Source organism: Kribbella sp. CA-247076, assembly GCF_050942445.1.
Classification (GTDB): domain Bacteria; phylum Actinomycetota; class Actinomycetes; order Propionibacteriales; family Kribbellaceae; genus Kribbella.
Map to the genome: position 1 here is coordinate 7,274,309 of NZ_CP192051.1, position 20,683 is coordinate 7,294,991.

Annotated in this window: 21 protein-coding genes; 8 read left to right on the forward strand and 13 right to left on the reverse strand. The window is 69.8% G+C overall.

Annotation, left to right across the window (positions count from 1 at the left end):
- Positions 1-4: 4 nt before the first annotated feature.
- Complete coding sequence (locus tag ACQPYZ_RS34735) at positions 5-448, forward strand: N-acetyltransferase family protein (protein ID WP_433163484.1); 444 nt, start codon at positions 5-7, stop codon at positions 446-448.
- Between the two features lie 2 nt (positions 449-450).
- Here the strand turns inward: ACQPYZ_RS34735 and ACQPYZ_RS34740 are convergent, their stop codons facing one another.
- From ACQPYZ_RS34740 to ACQPYZ_RS34770, 7 genes are read right to left on the reverse strand one after another with little or no spacing between them, the layout of a single operon-like run.
- A complete protein-coding gene (locus ACQPYZ_RS34740) occupies positions 451-843 on the reverse strand; it encodes a type II toxin-antitoxin system VapC family toxin (RefSeq protein ID WP_433163486.1) in 393 nt (130 codons plus the stop codon).
- Entirely contained in the window at positions 843-1,076 is a 234-nt protein-coding gene (locus ACQPYZ_RS34745) for a hypothetical protein (RefSeq protein WP_433163488.1), read from the reverse strand. Before ACQPYZ_RS34745 ends, ACQPYZ_RS34740 begins: the two co-directional genes overlap by 1 nt.
- 24 nt (positions 1,077-1,100) lie before the next feature.
- On the reverse strand, positions 1,101-2,276 hold the full coding sequence (locus tag ACQPYZ_RS34750) for an MFS transporter (protein WP_433163490.1): 1,176 nt from the start codon (positions 2,274-2,276) through the stop codon (positions 1,101-1,103).
- On the reverse strand, positions 2,273-3,307 hold the full coding sequence (locus ACQPYZ_RS34755; protein WP_433163492.1) for a MerR family transcriptional regulator: 1,035 nt from the start codon (positions 3,305-3,307) through the stop codon (positions 2,273-2,275). The genes ACQPYZ_RS34750 and ACQPYZ_RS34755 overlap by 4 nt, the downstream gene beginning before the upstream one ends.
- A gap of 34 nt (positions 3,308-3,341) precedes the next feature.
- Positions 3,342-3,860: an AAA family ATPase gene (locus ACQPYZ_RS34760; protein WP_433163494.1), complete on the reverse strand. Its 519-nt coding sequence runs from the start codon at positions 3,858-3,860 to the stop codon at positions 3,342-3,344.
- Positions 3,861-3,874: 14 nt separating this feature from the next.
- Positions 3,875-5,029, reverse strand: coding sequence for an anhydro-N-acetylmuramic acid kinase (locus ACQPYZ_RS34765; protein WP_433163496.1), 1,155 nt, complete (start codon positions 5,027-5,029; stop codon positions 3,875-3,877).
- A gap of 1 nt (position 5,030) precedes the next feature.
- On the reverse strand, positions 5,031-6,329 hold the full coding sequence (locus tag ACQPYZ_RS34770; RefSeq protein ID WP_433163498.1) for an MFS transporter: 1,299 nt from the start codon (positions 6,327-6,329) through the stop codon (positions 5,031-5,033).
- A 220-nt stretch (positions 6,330-6,549) separates the two neighbouring features.
- Between ACQPYZ_RS34770 and ACQPYZ_RS34775 the strand changes: the two genes are divergently transcribed.
- Positions 6,550-7,461 carry an endo-beta-N-acetylglucosaminidase H gene (locus ACQPYZ_RS34775; RefSeq protein WP_433163500.1) on the forward strand — a complete coding sequence of 304 codons (912 nt, stop codon included), beginning with the start codon at positions 6,550-6,552 and terminating at the stop codon, positions 7,459-7,461.
- 44 nt (positions 7,462-7,505) lie between these two features.
- Here ACQPYZ_RS34775 and ACQPYZ_RS34780 read toward each other — a convergent pair whose 3' ends face one another.
- Both ACQPYZ_RS34780 and ACQPYZ_RS34785 read right to left on the reverse strand, forming a co-directional pair.
- Entirely contained in the window at positions 7,506-7,721 is a 216-nt protein-coding gene (locus ACQPYZ_RS34780; RefSeq protein ID WP_433163502.1) for a hypothetical protein, read from the reverse strand.
- A gap of 97 nt (positions 7,722-7,818) precedes the next feature.
- Positions 7,819-8,340 (reverse strand): histidine phosphatase family protein, encoded by a 522-nt coding sequence (locus tag ACQPYZ_RS34785; RefSeq protein ID WP_433163504.1) that lies wholly within the window; start codon positions 8,338-8,340, stop codon positions 7,819-7,821.
- A gap of 193 nt (positions 8,341-8,533) precedes the next feature.
- Between ACQPYZ_RS34785 and ACQPYZ_RS34790 the strand changes: the two genes are divergently transcribed.
- The 6 genes from ACQPYZ_RS34790 to ACQPYZ_RS34815 all read left to right on the forward strand — a co-directional run bounded on the left by ACQPYZ_RS34790 (position 8,534) and on the right by ACQPYZ_RS34815 (position 15,114).
- Positions 8,534-10,393, forward strand: coding sequence for an acyl-CoA dehydrogenase (locus tag ACQPYZ_RS34790; protein WP_433163506.1), 1,860 nt, complete (start codon positions 8,534-8,536; stop codon positions 10,391-10,393).
- Positions 10,394-10,698: 305 nt separating this feature from the next.
- Positions 10,699-11,919 (forward strand): hypothetical protein, encoded by a 1,221-nt coding sequence (locus ACQPYZ_RS34795; protein WP_433163508.1) that lies wholly within the window; start codon positions 10,699-10,701, stop codon positions 11,917-11,919.
- Positions 11,916-12,572, forward strand: coding sequence for a hypothetical protein (locus ACQPYZ_RS34800; protein ID WP_433163510.1), 657 nt, complete (start codon positions 11,916-11,918; stop codon positions 12,570-12,572). Before ACQPYZ_RS34795 ends, ACQPYZ_RS34800 begins: the two co-directional genes overlap by 4 nt.
- Positions 12,569-13,804: a hypothetical protein gene (locus tag ACQPYZ_RS34805; protein ID WP_433163512.1), complete on the forward strand. Its 1,236-nt coding sequence runs from the start codon at positions 12,569-12,571 to the stop codon at positions 13,802-13,804. The genes ACQPYZ_RS34800 and ACQPYZ_RS34805 overlap by 4 nt, the downstream gene beginning before the upstream one ends.
- A gap of 167 nt (positions 13,805-13,971) precedes the next feature.
- A complete protein-coding gene (locus ACQPYZ_RS34810) occupies positions 13,972-14,742 on the forward strand; it encodes a DUF4097 family beta strand repeat-containing protein (protein WP_433163513.1) in 771 nt (256 codons plus the stop codon).
- Between the two features lie 123 nt (positions 14,743-14,865).
- The gene (locus ACQPYZ_RS34815) at positions 14,866-15,114 is read left to right on the forward strand and encodes a DUF6458 family protein (protein ID WP_433163515.1); all 249 of its coding nucleotides are present in this window, start codon (positions 14,866-14,868) and stop codon (positions 15,112-15,114) included.
- On the opposite strand, the gene ACQPYZ_RS34820 is transcribed toward ACQPYZ_RS34815, so the two are convergent.
- The 4 genes from ACQPYZ_RS34820 to ACQPYZ_RS34835 form a co-directional block, all read right to left on the reverse strand.
- Entirely contained in the window at positions 15,104-16,888 is a 1,785-nt protein-coding gene (locus ACQPYZ_RS34820; protein ID WP_433163517.1) for an NHL domain-containing thioredoxin family protein, read from the reverse strand. The two genes, ACQPYZ_RS34815 and ACQPYZ_RS34820, sit on opposite strands and share 11 nt — an antisense overlap.
- A gap of 33 nt (positions 16,889-16,921) precedes the next feature.
- On the reverse strand, positions 16,922-18,556 hold the full coding sequence (locus tag ACQPYZ_RS34825; RefSeq protein ID WP_433163519.1) for a hypothetical protein: 1,635 nt from the start codon (positions 18,554-18,556) through the stop codon (positions 16,922-16,924).
- A gap of 180 nt (positions 18,557-18,736) precedes the next feature.
- The gene (locus ACQPYZ_RS34830; protein WP_433163521.1) at positions 18,737-19,636 is read right to left on the reverse strand and encodes a carbohydrate ABC transporter permease; all 900 of its coding nucleotides are present in this window, start codon (positions 19,634-19,636) and stop codon (positions 18,737-18,739) included.
- Between the two features lie 115 nt (positions 19,637-19,751).
- Positions 19,752-20,651: a carbohydrate ABC transporter permease gene (locus tag ACQPYZ_RS34835; RefSeq protein WP_433163522.1), complete on the reverse strand. Its 900-nt coding sequence runs from the start codon at positions 20,649-20,651 to the stop codon at positions 19,752-19,754.
- Positions 20,652-20,683: the final 32 nt, after the last annotated feature.

Genomic DNA, 20,683 nt, shown 5'->3' on the forward strand with positions numbered 1-20,683 from the left:
GTTCATGCCCGTCCGCCCGCTCACCCGCGACGACTGGCATGCGTTCTGGCCGCTGATCAAGGCCTTCGGCACCGACCGCACCGAGGAACAGACCGAGTCGCTCTTCGCGGAGCTCGTCGAGGACCCCCGCTGGGTCGCCCTCGGGTACGACGACGCCCGCGGCCTGCTCGGCTACGCGGTCGTCCAGGACTACGGCACCCACCTGCGCGCCGGCCGCCGCCATCACGGCCGCCTCCACGACCTGTACGTCGTACCCGACCACCGCCTCGAAGGCATCGGCCGAGCCCTCATGCAGTCCGTCGCCGACTGGGCCTCCACCCGGGTCCGCCACCTCGAATGGCAGGCCCACCACCAGGACGCCGCCCCCTTCTACGAACGCCTGGGCCACCACGGCAACCCCTGCCCCCAACCCGACTACCCCACCTTCGAAATCACCTACCCCAACTGAAGTCAGGCAGGCACGTCGACCGGTAGACCGGCTGCCCGGGCAGCGTCGGCAAGGCGCTTGTCGTAGGTGACGAAGGAAGTCAGCTGGGGGTGGAGACGCAGCGCGGTCGCCAGATGAATCGCGTCCAGACTGCGCACGGTCGCAGGTCTCACGGTCTGCGCCAGGATGCGAATGCCGGCGTCAAGCTCGACCAAGTCGATCAGGTCGAGCACAGGATGGAGGCGGACAACGGCGTCCGGCGCGTACCGGGCCAGCGCTCGCGACGACTCGATCTCCGCGAGCACCGAACTCGCCCATCCGGTCTCGGCCCGCACGTCCAGCCAGTCACGCAAGGCTTGCGACTCGGACTCGGCGTGCACCAGCTTCACGATGGCCGCCGAATCAAGGTAGATCATCAGCGCTCGTCCTCCCGGGCGCGCGAGATCTCGGCGGCGACGTCGACGCCGTCGGGCTCACCCAGCGGCATCCGCAGAACCGCGCGGCGCATCGCCGCGGCTCGCTCCTTCCGCAGCGCGGCCTCCAGCACCGCATGCCGGATCGCCGCCGAGCGAGAGTCACCACCCTGGGTGAGTACGTCGAGCGCGTGCTCGGTCTCCGCATCGGTTCGGATCGTGATCGTGTCGGCCATACAGCCAGCGTAAGACGAATTGTCTTACACCACCAGAGCCGTCCGCCTGCGGTGGTCCAGACGGAGGAGGGTGAGACCGGCGGTGGTTGTGGTGAGGGCGGAGAGGGTGAGGGCTTGGTGGGGAGGTAGGGCGGCCAGGAGGTTGGTGGCGGGGATGAGGGGGAGCGTTTGCGCAAGGGAGAGGAGGGACTGGAGGCGGGTCAGGTGGGATCTCGGTGTGCTGCGGACGTAGAGCGGGGCCAAGTGGGTGGTGAAGAGACCGACGCCCAGGCCTTGGACCAGAGCGGCGGCGGCTGCTGGTACGGGCGAGGTGGTGAACGCCAGGGTGGCGATGGCTGCACCTGCGAGGATGCAGCCGAGTCCGGCGGTGAGGGTCGGGCGATGGAAGGTGCCGAGGCGGGCGACCAGGAGCGTGATCACGAGGCTGCCTGCCACGGTGGCGCCTACGACCAGGCCGGTTTGGGACGCGGACCAGGCGTGAGTTCGGGCCAGTAGCGGCACGCAGAGCGAGGTCACCGGCAGGACGAAGGCGGCGACCAAGGCAACCACGAGGAGGACGCCGCGCAGGACCGGGTCGGTCCAGGCCACGCGCATGCCGTCCACGGCGGCCCGGGCCACCGACGTACGGTCGGTCGGCGGCGGGACGTCGTACGAAGGTCTGATTGTCAACAAAACTACGAACAGCACGGCGAATGTCAGTCCGTCGACTGCGAGTGCGCCGGCTACGCCGATCGCCGCGACGAGTACGCCGCCGAGCGGGCCGCCGGCGAGGCGGATGAACTGGGTGACCGACGTACTCATCGCCATGGCCCGCGGCAACTCGTCGTCCGTGACGAACAGCCGCGGGAGCGCTCCGGCGGCGGGAAGGGCGAACGCGTCGACCGTCCCGATCACGGCCGCGGTCAGGATCAGCAGGGTTGCCGAGGTCCCGTTGACCGCTACGGCCGCGGCCAGTCCGAGGCAGGCTGCGGTGACGATCGCCGAGCAGCTCAGCAGGATGCGGCGAGGGCCGATGCGGTCGCCGAGGACGCCACCGAGGAGCAGGAGTACGGCGCGGGGCAGGGTGAACGCGGTCAGCACGAGTCCCGCAATGTGCGGCGCGATGCCGGTGGCCGCCCAGCCGAGCGCGAAGAACAGCGCGCTGTCGCCGAACGCCGAGAGTGTGGATCCTGCCAGCCAGCCGTAGTAGCCGCGGTTCACCTGTCGAGCCGGACGGGCATCACCAAGGTGGTGAAGGTGCCTTGGTCGGCGGAGCGTACGACGACCGGGCGGTCGGGAGCGCAGATCTCGAGCAGGACGTCGGGGCCGACGCTGGCGTCGAGTGCGGCGGCGAGCAGGGGCGCGGTGAAGCCGATCCTGGTCGAGCCGGATCCGATCACGTCGAGCTTGACCTCGCCGTCGATCCGCAACTCCCCCGGTTCGAGGTCGACGGCAACGACCTCGCGACCCTCCAGCGCGGTCCGCAACGCCAGACGGTCGACGACGCGACACTTCGGCGGAGTCAGTCCGTCGAGGATCACGTCGTACGCCGGGTAGTCGCCGGAGATCACGGTGAGCTCGCGCGCCTCGCCGTCTCGCACGAGCACGGCTCCCTCGGGCCGGGTCTCGAGTCGGACCAGCTCACCCGCGGCGACCCACCGGCTCAACCCGCTGAGCTCGACCGCAGGCACCAGCAAGTTGCTCCGAGCCCCGCTGAACTCCACCGGCTGCAAGGTCCGGAGAGCCAGCCGATACCGATCAGTCGCCACGAACGTCGCCTCATCAGCCCCGAGCTCGACCAACACACACTCGAGCACCCCCAACCCCACCTCCTCGGCGCCGGAGGACGCAGATGGGTGGGCGGCGGGGGTTACTTGGCGAAGGGCGCTGGCGAGTTCGGGGCCGCCGAAGGTGACGGTGGTGCGGTGGGAGAGGAGGGTGGTCAGGAGGTTGTCGGCGGCGGTCTGAGCGGCGGCAGTCTGGGCTTCCAGGGTTTGGAGGTGGGCCCGGACGATCGCGGCCAGGTCGGACGGAGTGGCGTCGAGGGCCTGGCGCACCTCGGCGAGGGGCAGGCCGAGCTCGCGGAGGTCGCGGAGCAGGCGGGCCCGCGGTTCCTGGGCGCGGTCGTAGTACCGGTAGCCGTTGGTCTCGTCGACCGCGGCGGGTGGGAGTACGCCGCAGTCGTCGTAGAACCGCAGCGCGCTGGGCGCCAGCCCCACCAGCCGGGCGAACTCACTGATCGTCAACCTCATGAGGGCGACCCTCAGCCCTGCACCAACTCGAAGGTCAAGTCCGCAGCCGTCCCCACAGCCCGAGCGTCTTGCCGAGCCGCTCGCCGCGGATCCATTCCAGGATGCCCTTGGCCGACCGCTCCGGCGAGACGTCGCCGCGGACCGAGCGCGGCACGTGCTTGCGGATCTCGGCCGCGTCCGCGAGCGCCTCGGCGATCTGCGCCTCCGCCCAACCACGCGCCGCCAACCGCTTCCGCCGTACGGCGTCCGGGATGTCGAGATGCAGCCACCGCCCCTCCGGCAGCTCCGTCGGCAGCACCGGCGACAGCAGCAGCACCGGAATCCCGGACCGGCGGATCAGCTCGGTGATCCGCAGCCACAGTGCGTTGTACGCCGGCCAGATCGGCGCCGCGGTCGGGGCCGCGATGTCGATCCCGAGCAACCGTCCGTGATCGTCCAGCAACTCGTCCATGTCCATCACGACCATGTTCCCCGGGCTCAGCCGCACCAGTTCCGGCACGACCGTCGACTTCCCCGAACCGGGCGCACCCGTCACCACGAAGAGCCTTGTCACAGGAATAGTGTGAGTCACTCGATCGTCAGACTCACCGGCGGTCGCGCGTCTCGCCCGGCGACCGGCAGCCCACGCGCTCCGGGAGTGATCGACCCGAGCACACTCGAGTGCCGCGCACCCGTACAACTCGGCACCGTCCCGCCCAGCCCGTGCACCGTCAGGAACCCGAGTACGGCGAACGCGTACGCCTCCTTGGCCGCCGACGGCAACCCCAACTCGTCCGTACTGCGGACCGGCACCGAGCCGAGCTCCGACGCCAGCTGATGCATGAGCACCGGGTTCCGGATGCCGCCGCCGGAGGCGATCACCTCGGTCCCGCCGTACCGCCGGACCGCGTCGGCGACCGTCCGAGCGGTCAGCGCGGTCACCGTCGCGACCAGGTCGTCCGGCGGGATCTCGCCCAGTCCCTCCAGAGCACGAGCCACGTAGGCCAGGTTGAACAGCTCCTTGCCGGTGCTCTTCGGCGCCGACCGCCCGTAGTACGGCTCGGCCAGCAACCGCTCGAGCAGCTCCCCGTGGACCCGGCCGCGCCCGGCCATCGCGCCGTCGGCGTCGAAGGGCTGCCCGGTCAGCTCCTGCACCACCGCGTCGATCAGGGCATTCGCCGGACCGGTGTCGAAGGCGACCGGCTCACCGTGGACGACGGTGACGTTCGCGATCCCGCCGAGGTTCAACGCGATCGGTACGCCGGGCCGCCCGCGCAACCACAGCACGTCGAGGATGCTCACCAGCGGCGCACCCTGACCGCCGGCCGCGACGTCGCGCGCCCGCAGATCGGAGACCACCGTCGTCCCGGTCGCCTCCGCAATCCAGGCAGGCTGCCCGAGCTGCAGCGTTCCCCGGACCGCCCCGCCCTCGACCCAGTGGAACACCGTCTGCCCGTGCGACACGACCAGGTCGGCCGCCCCGCCACAGAGCTGCTCGACCGCCTGCCGGGCCACCTCGGCGAACGCCTGCCCGATCCCGGTGTCGAGCCGGCACACCTCCTCCAGCGACACACTTGCCGGTGGCAACGATCCGGCGATTGCCGCCCGCAGCGACGGCGAGTAGGGCTGGCTGAGCAGACCGAGCGGCGTCAGCACCAGGCGGTCGCCCTCGAGCCGCAGGTCCGCGGCGGCGGCGTCGATCGCGTCGTACGACGTCCCGGACATCAGGCCGATGACTCGCATGTCAGTCCCGCAACTCCCGTCGATGGTCGTCCCCGCGCAGGGTCAGCAAGGCGACCACGCTGACCGCGCACGTGACCACCACGTAGTACGCCGGGATGTCGACGTTGTCCGTCCGCTTGATCAACTCGGTGATGATCAACCCGGCGGATCCGGAGAACACCGCGTTGGACAGCGAGTACGCGAGCCCGAGTCCGGTGTACCGCGCCCTGGTCGGGAACATCTCCGCCAGCATGGCCGGCCCGGGACCTGCCATCAACCCGACCACCAGACCGGCGACGAACACGGCCGCCCCCTTGGCCGCATTGCCCGCATCCTTGTCCTGCAACAGATTCATCAACGGGAACGCGAGTACGACGACCAGCGCCGCGCCGGCCACCATCACCGGCCGCCGCCCGATCCGGTCGCTCAGCCAGCCGGCCGGCATGATCGACGCGGCGAACCCGGCGTTCGCCAGCACGGTCGCGACCAGCGCCTGCTGGAACGTCGCGTTCAGGGTCGCCTGCAGGTACGACGGCATCACCACGAGGAACGTGTAACCGGCGGCCGACCAGCCCATCAGCCGGCCGATGCCCAGGGCAATGGCCTTCACCACCTCCGCCGTCCCGGCCGGCCGTGGCTCCTCCTGCTGCTGCACGCGGGCGAAGTTCGGCGTCTCGTCGAGCCGGAGCCGCAACCACAACGCCACCAGGCCGAGCGGCAACGCGAGCAGGAACGGCACCCGCCAGCCCCAGTCGGTCAGCGCCTCCTTGCTGAGCACGGTCGCCAGGATCGCCGCCAGCCCGGCGCCCGCGAGCAGTCCGAGCGCGACGGTGAACGACTGCCAGGCGCCGTACAGACCGCGCTTCGTCTTCGGCGCGAACTCGGTCATGATCGACACCGCGCCGCCGAACTCACCACCCGCCGACAGTCCCTGCAGCGCCCGGACGAGCGTCAGCAACCACGGCGCGGCCGCACCCACGGTCGCGTACGTCGGCAGCAGACCGATCAGCGTGGTCGACAGCGTCATCAGCAGCAGGACCAGGATCAGCGTCGGGCGCCGGCCGATCCGGTCACCGACCCGGCCGAACACGGCGGCCCCGATCGGCCGGAAGAAGAAGGCCAGCGCGAACGACGCGTAGGTCTTGATCAGGCTCTCGGCGTCGCTGGTCGACGTACTGCTGAAGAAGTTCGCGGCGATCACGGTGGCGAAGAAGCCGTAGGCGCCGAACTCGTACCACTCGACGAAGTTGCCGACCGTCCCGGCGACCAGGGACCGCCTGGTCCGGGCCGTGTCCACCTGTGCAGCGGCTGGTGTGCTCATCGGGTCCTCTCCCGCTCAGCCCCCGAAAACTTGTTCCGCCCCGCACCACATCCTCGTCCATAAGTTCCCACCCCGGCGACCCGGGCCGCAACCACCCGGAGGCCGTCACCGAACGCTCACACCTCTTGACACCGCGTCCGCGGCCGCCGAAGATCGGGCTGCTATACCGGTTTAGCACCGGTGACCAGTTTGCCCCGCCCAGCAGACCTGGAGTTGATCGATGAGCCAGCCCATTCGCAGAAGAACCCTGTTCTCGGCCCTCGCGGCCTCGTCCGTGGTGGCCGGCACCGGCGCCGCGCTCCCCACCACGGCCGCCGCGAAACGCTGCCCGCGGGCGAAGACCGGACCGATCTCGGTGGTGTACGTCGAGGTCAACAACGAGAGCATGACCAACGTCGCGAAGTACACGCTCGCCGAGGGCGGCGCGCAGGTGTTCGACGTCGCGCTCATCTTCGCGGCCAACATCAACTACGACGGCACGAACGCCTACCTGCACTTCAACGAGAACGTGCAGAACGTGCTCGACAACGTGGCGACCGAGGTCCGGCCGCTGCAGCAGAAGGGCATCAAGGTCCTGCTGTCGATCCTCGGCAACCACCAGGGCGCCGGTTTCGCGAACTTCCCGACCCAGCAGGCCGCCGACGCGTTCGCGCAGGAGCTCGCCGACGCGGTCAACCAGTACGGCCTGGACGGGATCGACTTCGACGACGAGTACGCCGGCTACGGCAACAACGGCACCGGCCAGCCGAACGACTTCTCGTTCGTCTACCTCGTCTCGGCACTGCGGCAGAAGCTGCCGAACAAGCTCATCACGCTGTACGACATCGGCCCGGCGTCGGACCGGCTGACCTACAACGGCGTCAGCATCGCCAACACCTTCGACTACGCGTGGAACCCCTGGTACGGCACGTGGATGGTCCCGAGCGGCCCGTCCGCGAAGTCCCGCCTCTCGCCGGCCGCCGTGTCCTACAGCGCGACCAGCTCGTCGACGGCCGCGAGTCTCGCCCAGCGCACGGTCGACGAGGGGTACGGCGTCTTCCTCACCTACAACCTCACGTCCGCGAACACGGCGTCGTACATCTCCGCCTTCACCGACAAGCTGTACGGCAGCGCAGCCGTCTACAAGCCCTAGCAAACACAAGGATGGCCGGCCACTGTGGCCGGCCATCCTGACGACTACCCGCGACCGCGGCCCTTGCGGTCATTGCCGGCGTCGTCGACGCGCCGCCGGACCTCCTCGGGCGAGTCTCCGCGGCCCGCACCCCTGGTGACGTTCCTCGCGGCCGCAGTCTGGCCGTTCGCCTCGAGCCGGTCGACGACCTTCCCGAACTTCCGCTGCTGGTCCAGCGCCTTGTCGCCCGCCAGATCGTCCTTCGCTTTACCCCAGGCCATTCTCATCTCCGCTGCGAATCGGTGGGAGGCCGTGCGCGACCCCTTGCTGTTTTGCGATCCTAGGACGGCAGGAGGTCGTTGCCGGTTCCCGCTAATTTCAGACCCCGTACACCCAGCCCGGCCGCCATGCGAACGGAGCGGCGACCAGGTGCTCGAGCGACGCGCGACTGTCGAGCAGGTGGTCGAGGGACCAGCGGTTCGCGGAGTGCGCGACGACCAGCACGACCTTGCCGTTGTGCCAGCGCTTGAGGTCCTCGAGGAACGAGCGCGTCAACTCCATCACCTCCCAGTAGCTCTGGCCTCCGGGGAACGGCTTGTGCACTCGTTCCGCGCGCGGTTCGAGCGCCTCTCGTGGTGATCCGTTCAAGGCGCCGTAGTTGCACTCGCGCAGCCGCCAGTCCTGGAAGTGCGGCGCGGTCAGCCCGGAGAACTCGACGGTCTGCACCGCCCGCCGCAGGTCCGAGCTGAAGACGAGGTCGACGTCCTTGCGCCGCGCACCCAGCTCTGCCGCCTGCTGCCGACCGGCCGCGGACAACTCGCCGGGCAGCCATCCGGTCGCGATCCCCTGCTCGTTGTCGAGCGTGGTCGAGTGCGTCTCGTAGATCAGCGTGACCGTCACCCGCACAGTCTCCTGGATCACGTCCTGGTCAAAGTGCCTTTGCCTTCGTTACCCGTGGGTATATACTTAAGTTACTCGTGAGTAAGAGACGGTTGCGAAGAGGTAGGGGAACCTGTGAGAGAGCGAAGCGATCGAACCAATATGCACAGCAGCCTCTGGCTCACGCCGAAGCCGAGCGGAGCGAGGTGAAGGCGTGAGCCACTACAAGTCGAATCTGCGGGACATCGAGTTCAACCTGCTCGAGGTCCTGGGCCGGGACGAGGTGCTCGGGCAGGGCCCGTACGCCGAGATGGACGTCGACACCGCCCGTGAGGTCCTGGCCGAGATCGACCGGCTGGCCAAGCACGAGCTGGCGGAGTCGTTCGCCGAGGCCGACCGCAACCCACCGGTGTTCGACGCCGAGGCGCACGAGGTGCGGATGCCGGAGGCGTTCAAGAAGAGCTACCACGCCTACATGGACGCCGAGTGGTTCAAGCTCGAGCTGCCCGCCGAGCTGGGCGGCCAGCCGACCCCGCCGTCGCTGCGCTGGGCGGCCGCCGAGCTGGTGCTGGGCGCCAACCCGCCGGTGCACATGTACGCCGCCGGCCCCAACTTCGCGCACGTGCTCTGGCGCAACGGCACCGACCGCGACCAGAAGATCGCCCACCACATCATCGAGCGCGGTTGGGGCGCGACCATGGTGCTGACCGAGCCGGACGCCGGCTCCGACGTCGGCGCCGGCCGGACCAAGGCCACGCTGCAGGAGGACGGCAGCTGGCACCTCGAGGGCGTCAAGCGGTTCATCACCTCCGGCGAGCACGACCTGACCGAGAACATCGTCCACCTGGTGCTGGCCCGCCCGCAGGGCATCGAGGGGGTCGGCGGTCCGGGGACGAAGGGCCTGAGCTTATTCGTCGTCCCGAAGTACCACTTCGACCTGGAGACCGGCGAGCTGAACGGCGAGCGCAACGGCGCCTTCGTCACCGGGGTCGAGAAGAAGATGGGCATCAAGGTGTCCACCACCTGCGAGATCACCTTCGGCGACGGCACGCCGGCGAAGGGCTGGCTGCTCGGCGAGGTGCACGACGGCATCGCGCAGATGTTCCAGGTGATCGAGTACGCGCGGATGATGGTCGGCACCAAGGCGATCGCGACCCTGTCGACCGGCTACCTGAACGCGCTCGAGTACGCCAAGGAGCGGGTCCAGGGCGCCGACCTGACCCAGCCGGCCAAGGACGCGCCGCGGGTCACCATCACCCACCACCCCGACGTCCGCCGGTCGCTGATGACCCAGAAGGCGTACGCCGAGGCGCTGCGGGCGCTCGTCCTGTTCACCGCGACGTACCAGGACCGGGCCGAGCAGGCGCGGTACGCCGGTGAGCACGACGCCGTGGCCGAGGGCGTGAACGACCTGCTGCTGCCGCTGGTCAAGGGCTACGGCTCGGAGAAGTCGTGGACCCTGCTCGGGACCGAGTCGCTGCAGACGTTCGGCGGCTCCGGGTTCCTGCAGGACTACCCGATCGAGCAGTACGTGCGGGACGCGAAGATCGACACGCTCTACGAGGGCACGACCGCGATCCAGGGCCAGGACCTGTTCTTCCGCAAGATCATCAAGGACCAGGGCAAGGCGCTGGGCCACCTGGCCGAGCAGATCCAGGGCTTCGTCACCTCCGAGGCCGGCAACGGCCGGCTCAAGGAGGAGCGCGGGCTGCTGGCGAAGGGCCTGGAGGACGCCCAGAAGATCCTGGGGGTGATGGGGCAGGCGCTGATGGCGAGCAACCCGCAGGCGGAGAACGGCGACCCGCGCAACATCTACAAGGTGGGCCTGAACACCTCCCGCCTGCTGTACGTGCTCGGTGACGTGGTCTGCTCCTGGCTGATGCTGCGGCAGGCCGAGGTCGCGCTGAACAGGCTCGGCGGCGAGCTCTCCCCGGCCGACCAGGACTTCTACACCGGCAAGGTCGCCGCGGCCCAGTGGTTCGTCCGGACGACGATGCCGTCGGTGCGGGCGGAGCGGGTCAAGGCCGAGCTGACCGACCTGGACGTGATGGACCTGCCCGAGTCCGCGTTCTGACCCTTCCTGCTCCTCCGGCTCGGTCACTTGCGCGGATCGAGCCGGAGGCCCGGCAAGCCCGGGGCAGCAGCGGGGCACCCGATCTGCCCCAGGTTGCCCCACGATCTGCCCTGGTCCGGAACCACCGCCCGTAGGAACGTTTCTGCCCGTGGCAACCACACGACCCTGGCTCGGCTTCCCCTGTCCGAGCCAGGGCCGTGCCACGTCTCCAGCGGGTCCGGGTGGGGAACCTGTCCTCCGCAGGATGCGTCCGTGCTGCTGTGTCCAGGTCGGGGTCGGCGTCAGCTCGTCGTACGCTGTGCGCGATGTTCGTCCGCCTGTGCCGCCTCGCCGCCCTGCTCGCCGTCCTGGCGCTTGTCCCGGTCCTGCCCGCGCGGGCCGCGACGCCGGAGCTGCCGGACCGGATCGCGGCCGCGTGGCGGTCGGACAAGATCTACGTCGACGAGCGGCTCCGCCCGATCCCGGAGCTGGACCGGCTCCGCGCGGAGGCCGCCGGCGTCGACTTCGCCGTGTACGTCGCGCTCGTGCCGCGGACGCCGTACACGCGGGAGAAGGTGGGCGACCTGGTCACGCTGCTGCAGGCGCGGGTCGGAGAGCCGGGGTTGTACGTCGTGGCCGTGGTGTCCGACGGCTACTGGTCCGGGACCGAGGAGCTGTACCGTCCGGCCGGGCTGAAGGGCCGGAGCCTCACCCGCGTCCAGCTCGACGACGACCAGCACCGGGACATCGTCAACGACCGGCCGGTGCCACAGCTCGTGCGGACGATCCAGCAGGCGGCGACGGCGTACGACGGACGCGCGCTGCCCCAGATCCCGGCCGGCGACCTGGAACCGGAGCGGCCGCAGCGGGGCCGGTCGACGACCGATCTGGAGGACCTGTCGGCGTTCATCGGCCTGGGGATCGGCGCACTGATCGGCTTCGCGTTGACGTTGTGGCTCGTGCTGAGCCGGCGGAGCGGATCGGTGCGGACGAAGCGCGCGGTCGCCGCCGAGGAGCCGATGAACGTCGACAAGATCCAGGTCCGCGCGGACGAGTGGATCGAGCGCGCGCAGCGGGCGATCGACCGGCTGGACAAGCGGAGCGGGAAGTTGGTCGAGGTGCTCGACCAGCGCGAGGACGCGTACCGCCGCCTCGACGCGGCCCGCACGCTGCGCAACGGTGAATCCGACGACCTGTTGTCGGTGACCGGGGCGTTCGTCCTCGCCCGCCAGGCCGAGCGGGGCGCGAGTGGGGCGAAGGTCCTCCCGCCGTGTTTCTTCGACCCGACCCACCGGTCCGGGACGTTGAGCGTCACCTGGGCGGACGACGTCGAGGTGCCCGCCTGTCAGGCGTGCGCACGGCTCGTCGGCAAGGGCACGACGCCGCGGGGTCTCCGGGTCTGGCGCCGCTCGGGACTCGTCGGACGTGAGCACGTGCCCTACTGGACGCTGGATCCGGAGGACAACGTGATGGTCGCGACCGGGTTCGGGGCGCTGTCCGACGACCTGCCCGAGCGGGTCGCGCAGCTCGAGGACGGTGTCCGGTGACCAGACGTCTCCTGTCGTTGCTGACAGCAACTGTTGCGCTGCTGTCCGGGACCGCTTGGGCCGCGACTCCGCCCGACTCCCGGATCACCGCCGCCACGGCCGCCTGGTCGAGCCGGCCGCTGTACGTCGACCCGGACTACACCTCGCTCGTCGACGAGACGCAGACCGCGGAGATGCTGCGCGCGATGTCGTCCGTCCAGGTGCCGGTGTACGTCGCCGTCGTACCGACCGGGGACTGGTTCCCGGAGGAGGGCGACACCGCCCTGCTCGCGGGCCGGCTGGCCGCCGCGAACGGCAAGCCCGGCGTGTACGTCGTGATGGACGGCAGTACGACGTACGGCGTGGAGCACGAGGTCAAGGTGTACGCGCCGTCCAGTTCCTACGCGGAGGCGAAGCAGTCGATGGGCAGCCAACTCACGGACTACCTGGCCGACGTCAAGGTGGACGACCGGTACGAGGCCAAGCCGGCCCGGACCGAGCCGCTGCCGCCGCGCCCGGAGAGCACGTCGGAGCCCGACCGCTTCACCACGCGCGACGCGATCGGCAACGGCCTCGGCGGCGGCGTGCTCGGCCTGATGGGCGGCGCGCTGCTCGCCGGCGTCGTCCTCGCAGTGGCGGCGATGGTCGCCCGACGATCTGGAGGAACGCGGTGAAGACCCGGCTGGCCTTGACCGTCCTGCTGACGCTGCTGGTGTCGCTGACCGCCGTCCCCGCGCAGGCGAAGACACCAGCCGAGCGGGCCAAGGAGATCGCGACCGCGCTGACGAAGCAGCCGCTGTACGTCGATCCGGCGTACGACGAGGCCTTGCCGGACCGACTGCGGGAGGACGTGCTGGCGAAGGCGGGCGCGCTCGGGTATCCGGTGTACTCGATCGTGCTGCCGCTGACGCCCAGCGACGCCTTCCAGGGCAAGGAGAGCACCGTGCTCACCCTGGTCATCGATGCGCTCGACCGGCCAGGGTTGTACGTCGTGGTCGACGGTGGCGGGCGGTTCCCGTGGTACGAGGCGCACGACGTACCGCAGGTGAACGAGGACAAACTCCGCGCGGCCCGGGAACGCGCGCTCGACGACACCGGGTACGACGCGGGTCCGACCGAGGTGCTGTCCCGGATGTACGAGCTGCTCGCGGCGCCCGCGATGCCCGCGCCCGCGGAGACGACCCGGCCGGCCCGCGCGCCCCGCGAGTCCTCGGACGAGGAGTCGTCAACGGGAACGGTCGTCCTGCTCGTCGGGCTGGGCATCGCGGCCCTCGTCGGACTGGGTCTGGTGATCGGGCTGCGTCGACCCGGCTCCCGGCAGCACGATCGGCCGCGCCGGGAGAAGCCGTTCAGCATCCCGCCGCACGTGGCCGCGACCGTTGCGGCCGAACGGCGGCGGCGCCTGGCCGGCGAGACCACTGCCGAACTCACCAGGCTTGGCTCGAAGTTGGCCGCCTTGCCGACGGCCGAGGGTGCTGGGCTGCGTCATCAGCAGGCCGCGCTCGACGCGCACCACGCCGCGGGCAAGGTGCTGGACTCGTCCGAGGACCTCGTCGACGTGGTCGGTGCGATGGTCCTGCTGGACAAGGCGCGACGCGAGTACGACGCCGCCGTCGCGACCGCGGCCGGCCGGAAGCAGGACGCCGTACCGGATCTGTGTGCCTTCAATCCCTTGCACGGAAGGTCTTCCGGGCAGCGGACGCAGGTGGACGCGGACGGGACGACGCTCGCGCTGCCGTTGTGCGCGGACTGCCGGCGGGCGCTCAAGCGCGGCAAGGCCCCGGCCTCCCTGCCCGGTGACGACGGCCCCTATTGGCACGGCGACGACCTGTGGGCGCGGACCTTCTTCGGCACGCTCGACGACGACCTGGCTGCCGCGGTGTCCCGGGGCGACCACCGGGGCTGACCGGCCCGGCCGGGGCTGACCGGGCTGATCGAGGTCGACCGGGGTTGATTTGGGCTGGGGCGTCCCTGAGCGGGGTTCAGGGGCGGCTCGGGGGATCTGCCGGATCCTTCGCCACCGCCGCCCGGCCTACTGTCGAGCGGACAGGATGGGTCGAGAAGGGGCGGACGATGGCGGAGACCAAGCAGCTCGGGGCGGTGCTTCTGATTGCCGGGGCGGCGCTGGCGTTCTGGCAGTTCGGGGACCGGGACTCCTCCGACGACCACGAGATCGGCGAGCGGATCAGCACGGTCGAGCTGGCCGCGAAGAGCGCCGACGTCACCATCAAGGTCTCCGACGGCGACAAGACGACCGTGCAGGAGAAGCGCAGGTTCTGGCTGTGGAAGAAGGGCGACGCGTACTCCGTCGACGACGGGGTGCTGCGGCTCGACGGCGACTGCGGCTGGCAGTGCAGCGCGGACTTCGTGGTCACCGTCCCCCGCGGGACCACGGTGACCGGCGAGAACGGCAGCGGGGACATCTCGATCTCCGGCGTCGGCGGGGTGGACGCCAAGTCCCGGTCCGGGGAGTTCGAGGTCAGCGACGTGACCGGGAACGTGAAGATCGACCTGACGTCGGGTGACGTGGTGGTCCGCGACCTGACCGGGAAGCTCGATGTGACCGCGACGTCCGGCGACGTCGAGGCCTCCGGGCTGAAGGGCGGTCCGGTGAACGTCGAGACCACCTCCGGCGACCTCGAGCTCGAGCTCGCCGAGGCGAACGACGTACGGGCCAAGGGCACCAGTTCCGACATCGACGTGACCGCGCCGGCCGGCAGCTGGAACGTCAGCACCGAGACCCGCAGCGGCGACGTCGACAACGCACTGGGCGACGACGCGAACGGGTCGCACACCGTCCAGGCCACCACGACCAGCGGGGACATCGAGCTGCACGCCCGCTGAGGTTTGTCGCTGGGTACCAAGTCCTCGTCCGGTGGTGTAACAGACATGCGTCGCGGATGGCTAACACCGCCTGAGCGGAGTAGCGTCGAGGGTGTTGGACGACTTCACGAGGAGGCTCTTCGGATGAGCATCGGTGTGGGGATCTTTCTGATGGTCGTGGGCGCCATCCTGGCGTTCGCCGTCCGCGACTCGTGGGACGCCGTCAACCTGACCGTCGTCGGCTACATCCTGGTCCTGGCCGGACTGGCCGGGATCGTGCTCTCCTTCTACATCACCAACCGGCGGCGGCGCGTCGAGACCGACGCGATCGACCCGGCGATCGAGGAAGAGTACCGGGTGGTCGAGGAGCACCACCGCGACGTCAAGGAGTAGAGGCTCCGGACAGCACCAGCTCCAGCCGCGTGGCGCCGTCGGGCGTCACGCGGATCGGCACGCCCCAGTCCTGCCGGTGCATGTGACAGGCCGGGAACTCGACCTCGGCCGCGTCGTCGCAGGAGGCTGCCTGGACGGCGACGTGCAGCACCCCGTCCCCCACCCGCTGGTCGACGACGAGCCGCCGGCTGAGCTCCGTGGAGTCGCCGGCACCTTCCCGGAGCAGTGACTCGGGTGTGGACGAGACCAGCAGCCGGGTGGACGGCCCGTAGCGGTCGTCCAGCTTCTGCCCGGGCGGCGGCGTGAACACCACGTCCAGAGTCAGCTCGCCGCCCGCGACGTCCATCGGCGGGCGTTGTGTCCTGGTGCTGAACTCGTCCACGGTCGCCGACGCGCCCAGCGGGACCCGGGTCAGCCGGTGCGCGGCCGACTCGACCACGAGCAGCTCGTTGCCGACGACAACAGCTCCACTCGGCTCCGCCAGCCCGGTGGCCATCGTCTCGACCACCTCGGTGCGCGGGTCGTACCGGCGTACGGCGCCGTTGTATGTGTCCGCGATCGCGATCGATCCGTCGGGCAGGACGGTGACGCCGAGCGGATGCTGCAGCAAGGCGTCGGCCGCCTTGCCGTCGCGCAGACCGAAGTCGAACAGGCCGGTGCCGACGGCGGTGTGCACCTCGGTGTCGATCCAGCGAAGCGCGGAGACCTCCGAGTCGGCCAGCCACAGTCGATCACCGTCGACGGCGAGACCGCTGGTCTGGGCGAACCAGGCTTCCTTGGGAGGACCGTCCTTCAGGCCTTCGTTCGTGGTGCCGGCGGCAACTTCCGTCGTCCGGGTGAACGGGTCGTACGTCCAGAGTTGGTGAATGCCGGCCATCGCGATCCACACCTTGTCCTGCCACCAGGCGACGTCCCACGGTGAGCTCAGGACGTCAGTGACGTCGCCGTCCATCCACTGCTTGCCGGTCCCGACGAGCGTTGTGACCTGGCCGGTCTCCAGGGTGATGCCGCGGAGCGCGTGGTTCACGGTGTCGGCGACGACGACGTCGTACCCGAGTCGGCCGGCCACGTCGGTCGGCAGGAGGGTGAGTCCGTTGGGCTCCGAGAACGCGGCCTGCTCAGCCGCGCCGTCGGCGAATCCACGCCGGCCGGTGCCGAAGCGACGTACGACGGTGGTGGCGTCCTCGGCGATCTGGACGATGCTGTGGTTGCCGGCATCGGCGACCAGCAGGCCGTTGTCTAGGGCAACCACCTTGGCCGGGAAGCGCAGGTCGGTGGGCTCCGGCTCCGGAGCGACGTACGGCGACTTGCCGCGCGTCAGCGTACCCGCCTGCTCGTGCTCGGCGATCAGCTCGGCCAGCTGGGCGTCGAGAGCGTGCGCGTGCCCTTCGCCGGAGTACTGCGCGACGATGTAGCCGTTCGGGTCGACCAGCACGAGTGTCGGCCAGGCGCGGGCGGTGTAGTTCTGCCAGGTGACGAGCTCGGGGTCGTCCAGCACCGGATGACCCACCTCGTACCGCTCCACCGCGGCCCGGACCGCCTCCTCCTCACCCTCGTGCGCGAACTTCGGCGAATGCACGCCGACGATCACCAGCGCATCGCCGTACTTCTCCTCCAACGGCCGCAACTCGTCCAGCACATGCAGACAGTTGATGCAGCAGAACGCCCAGAAATCCAGCAACAGAAAGCGTCCCCGGAAGTCGGCCAGCGCCAACTCCCGCCCACCCGTGTTCAGCCACCCACGACCCCTGAGCTCCGGCGCACGCACATGCATGCCCCCATTCTGCGCCGGGCTTCAAGCCCCCGGTCAGCGGGGGAGGACGAGGGTGTCGGTGAGGAGTTTGGCGGTTTTGCGGAGGGTGGCCGGGGAGGAGGAGAGGTCGGCGGCCAGGGAGTAGGGGGTGAGGGACTCACCGGGGCCGACGAGGCGGTGGCGGTGGGCCAGGAGCCAGACGATCGCGCGGGGCCAGGTGGAGAGGCGGGCCTTGGCGAGCAGGTCGGGGGCGTCGCGGACGAGGCGCTCGGCGATGTCGAACGCGTCCCCGGCGTACGTCGTCCCGAGCGTCTCGCCGGCCATCAGCCAGGCATGCGGGGCGAGCACCGACAGCGTCGCCGCCTGCGACTTGTCCAGGCCCTGCAGATCCGGTTGTGGCGGCGAACCCAGGCCGGACAGCGCCCGGTACGCGTCCTCGAGGTCGTTGGTGGTGTCGTCCAGGAAGACGCGCTCGCCCGGCCTGGAGCCGACCGGGTCGATCATCGCCGCGGCCTCGAGCGCCGGAGTCCACACGTCCACCGCGTCGACCGCCTCGTCGATCACGTCCAGCGCCAACTGTGTGCGGTCCCCCGCGAACTCGAGCCAGGCCTTCACCACGCCCGGCACGGCCTCGAAGTACGTGCTGTCGGCAAGGACCTTGCGCGGCAGCCAGTGCGCCAGGAACAACTCCACCAGTACGGCGCTGACGCGCAGCGGACCGCCGACGGTGTGGTCCACCGCGTGGTCGATCCACAGCCGGGCGATGTCGGCCGCGTCGTCGGACAGCCCCACGGCGTACCGCGACTCGAGGAACTCGTCGACCAGTTGCTCGCGCTGCCGTGGCGACAGCAACGGCCGGATCGGCGGGCGGACCGGGCGCTCGGGCAACTGGGTCAGCCGGTTCACCAGCAGGCCGGAGAAGAACTCGAAGTCCTCGCTCACCGGTGGATCGTCGAAGTCGTTGGTCTCGCCGAGCGCCTGCAGGATGATGCCGGCCGCGGTCGACGGACGGACCGTCCGGATGGTCACCCGGCCGCCGCGTTGGTACGCCTCGAGCACCCGGTCCACCGGCGGGCCGACGAACACGTCCTTGACGATCGCGCCGAGGTTGTTGTCGATGAACACCACCACCGTGTGCGGGTGCTGGTCGTCGTCGTAGTCCAGGATGACGCTCAGCCCGTCGCCGGTGATGTCCTCGGACACGATCGCGCTGGTCAGCCGGAACCCGGCGATCCGGGTGACCCACTCGGGCACCTCGGCCTCGGTCCGCAGGCGGGACAGGTGCGCGCGCTGTAGCGGCAACCGGCCGGCCGGACCGACCGTGCGGGCCAGACTCGTCAGCAGCACGAAGGATTGCGGGTCGCGGCGTTCGCCGAGCACCCGGGCGGCGTCGGCCCAGAAGAACCGCTCGACCTCGCCGATCTCGTCGGGGCGCCCGGCCGGCCACAGCTGGTCGGCGAGCATCGCGGCGGACCGTGCCACCGAGGCCTCGGCGATCACCGGATGCAGGGACCGGGGTGCGGCGGCCAGGTCGAGGGACAGCGTTTCCAGCAGGGTTTCCAGCACGGCGACGCTCGGCGTGGTGTCGACGTCGACACCCGCCGTCGGCCGGTGGGTCGGGCCGGGCGTGGAGCCGACCAGCCGCAAGTGGCTTGGTCGGCCGTCCCGGCCTCGTGGTGACTTGGTCACGTCCGCGACATTACCCGCCGGGAACGGTCCGCCGCAGGCCCGTGCGCGCGTCCTGTGGATAAGCACCCCACCCCCACCAGTGATCGTTCGTCGCATTTTGACCCTCGGACGCCGACTGTCCGGCCGTTGTCCACAGGGGGTCAAAATGCGACGAACGATCACCAGGGGGTTGGGGGTGGGTCAGCCCTTGAGGGCACCTGCCATCAGGCCGCCGATGAACCAGCGGCCGAGCAGGATGTAGACCAGCAGCGTCGGGAACGACGTGATCAGCGCGCCCGCCATGCTGGCCGCGTAGTCGACCTTCTGGCCGCCCGACAGCGCCGCCAGCCCGAGTGTCACCGGGCCGTTCTGCTGCTGGGTGAGGAAGAGCGCGAACAGGAAGTCGTTCCAGACCGAGGTGAACTGCCAGATCAGCGTCACCACGAACCCGGAGATCGAGATCGGCAGGATGATCCGGACGTAGGTCTGGACCAGCCCGGCGCCGTCCACCCGGGCCGACTCGATGATCTCGTTCGGCACGATCGTGGCGTAGTAGTTGCGGAAGATCAGCGTGCAGATCGGCAGACCGTAGATCACGTGCGCGATGATCAGCGTCGGCACGCCCCGGGTCACGTCCAGCTCGGTGAACGTCGTCCGCAACGGCAGCATCACCGCCTGGTACGGGATGAACATCCCGAACAGGATGAACGCGAACACCAGGTTCGCCCCCGGGAACCGCCAGCGGGCCAGCACGAACCCGTTCGCGGAGCCGATCATCGACGAGATGATCGCGGCCGGGATCGCCAGGCTCAGCGACCGGATCATGTACGGCTGCAACACGTCCCACGCCTTGCGCCACGGCTCCAGCGTCCAGGTCTCCGGCAGCGACCACTGCGCCGCGGCGGTGGTGTCGCTGGCGGTCTTGAAGCTGGTGATGATGACGACGTACACCGGGGTCAGCACGAACAGCAGGAAGAACAGCAGCAGGAGGTAGCGGATCGTCCGGCTGCGCCGGGTCGACCCGTCGGCGATCGGGCTCCGCCGCGGCTTCCGGCTGATCGCCGCGGCAGCCTGGCCGGTCGCGGCATCTACGGCGGTCATGGGGCCTCCCGGCCTGGACTGAGGAGCGGAGGGAGCGCAGCGACTGGAGCGACGAGGGAAGGCCGGGAGTCACAGCCCCATGACCGGCCGCGCGGCAGCGCGGCATTCAACACCGTCATTCGTCAGTCTCCTGCCGGACGGTGTAGGCGACGTACGGGATGACGAGTACGGCGACCACCGCGAGCATCACGATCGCGATCGCGGCCGCCTTGGCCTGGTCACTGCGCAGCAGCGTGTTCCACATGTAGATCGACGGCACCTCGGTGCGGAACTGGTTCGGCCCGGTGATCGCATAGATCAGGTCGAACAACTTCAGCGACATGTGCCCGAGGATGATCAGCGCCGACAAGGCGATCGGCGACAGCTGCGGGAACAGCACGTGCCGGTACAGCTTGAACTCGCTCGCGCCGTCCACCCGGGCGGCCTCCCGCAACTCCGGCGGGATGCCCCGGAACCCGGCCAGGAACAGCGCCATGATGTAGCCGGACAGCTGCCAGATCGCGGGCAGGGCGATGGACAGCATCGTGGTCCATCGGCTGCCCGCGGTCCACCAGGAGTTCTCCAGGAAGTTCAGGCCGACGATCGAGAACAGCCGGTTCAGGCCGCGCGCATCCTCGCCCTGGGACGGGTTCAGCAACCAGCTCCAGACCACGCCGGAGGCGATCATCGAGATCGCCATCGGGAACAGGTAGATCGACCGGAAGATGCTCTCGCCGGTGACCCCCTTCTCCAGCAGCAGCGCCCAGAGCAGGCCGAAGATCAGCGTGCCCACGATGAACGCCACCGTGAGCACGCCGAGGTTCTTCAGCGAGTTGAGGAACCGGTCCTCGCCGAACAGGTTCACGTAGTTCTCGAACCCGACGTAGTCGGCCGGGCCTCTGCGGGCCGTGTGCCGGTCGGTGAGCGAGGTGTTGAACGACCACGCGATCAACCCGTAGACGAAGTACCCGAGCAGGAGCACGGTCGGCAGCAGCACCAGGGCGCCGGGGCCCCAGGTGCGGATTCTTCCGTGCATGCTCAGTCCTCCGAACCGGCGCTCGTCCGCAA

What these genes read in the sequence shown, in the direction of transcription:
- ACQPYZ_RS34735 (WP_433163484.1), top strand. Translation starts at nt 5, where the DNA reads ATGCCCGTCCGCCCGCTCACCCGCGACGACTGGCATGCGTTCTGGCCG.
- ACQPYZ_RS34740 (WP_433163486.1), bottom strand. Translation starts at nt 843, where the DNA reads ATGATCTACCTTGATTCGGCGGCCATCGTGAAGCTGGTGCACGCCGAG.
- ACQPYZ_RS34745 (WP_433163488.1), bottom strand. Translation starts at nt 1,076, where the DNA reads ATGGCCGACACGATCACGATCCGAACCGATGCGGAGACCGAGCACGCG.
- ACQPYZ_RS34755 (WP_433163492.1), bottom strand. Translation starts at nt 3,307, where the DNA reads ATGAGGTTGACGATCAGTGAGTTCGCCCGGCTGGTGGGGCTGGCGCCC.
- ACQPYZ_RS34765 (WP_433163496.1), bottom strand. Translation starts at nt 5,029, where the DNA reads ATGCGAGTCATCGGCCTGATGTCCGGGACGTCGTACGACGCGATCGAC.
- ACQPYZ_RS34770 (WP_433163498.1), bottom strand. Translation starts at nt 6,329, where the DNA reads ATGAGCACACCAGCCGCTGCACAGGTGGACACGGCCCGGACCAGGCGG.
- ACQPYZ_RS34775 (WP_433163500.1), top strand. Translation starts at nt 6,550, where the DNA reads ATGAGCCAGCCCATTCGCAGAAGAACCCTGTTCTCGGCCCTCGCGGCC.
- ACQPYZ_RS34780 (WP_433163502.1), bottom strand. Translation starts at nt 7,721, where the DNA reads ATGGCCTGGGGTAAAGCGAAGGACGATCTGGCGGGCGACAAGGCGCTG.
- ACQPYZ_RS34795 (WP_433163508.1), top strand. Translation starts at nt 10,699, where the DNA reads ATGTTCGTCCGCCTGTGCCGCCTCGCCGCCCTGCTCGCCGTCCTGGCG.
- ACQPYZ_RS34810 (WP_433163513.1), top strand. Translation starts at nt 13,972, where the DNA reads ATGGCGGAGACCAAGCAGCTCGGGGCGGTGCTTCTGATTGCCGGGGCG.
- ACQPYZ_RS34815 (WP_433163515.1), top strand. Translation starts at nt 14,866, where the DNA reads ATGAGCATCGGTGTGGGGATCTTTCTGATGGTCGTGGGCGCCATCCTG.
- ACQPYZ_RS34820 (WP_433163517.1), bottom strand. Translation starts at nt 16,888, where the DNA reads ATGCATGTGCGTGCGCCGGAGCTCAGGGGTCGTGGGTGGCTGAACACG.
- ACQPYZ_RS34830 (WP_433163521.1), bottom strand. Translation starts at nt 19,636, where the DNA reads ATGACCGCCGTAGATGCCGCGACCGGCCAGGCTGCCGCGGCGATCAGC.
- ACQPYZ_RS34835 (WP_433163522.1), bottom strand. Translation starts at nt 20,651, where the DNA reads ATGCACGGAAGAATCCGCACCTGGGGCCCCGGCGCCCTGGTGCTGCTG.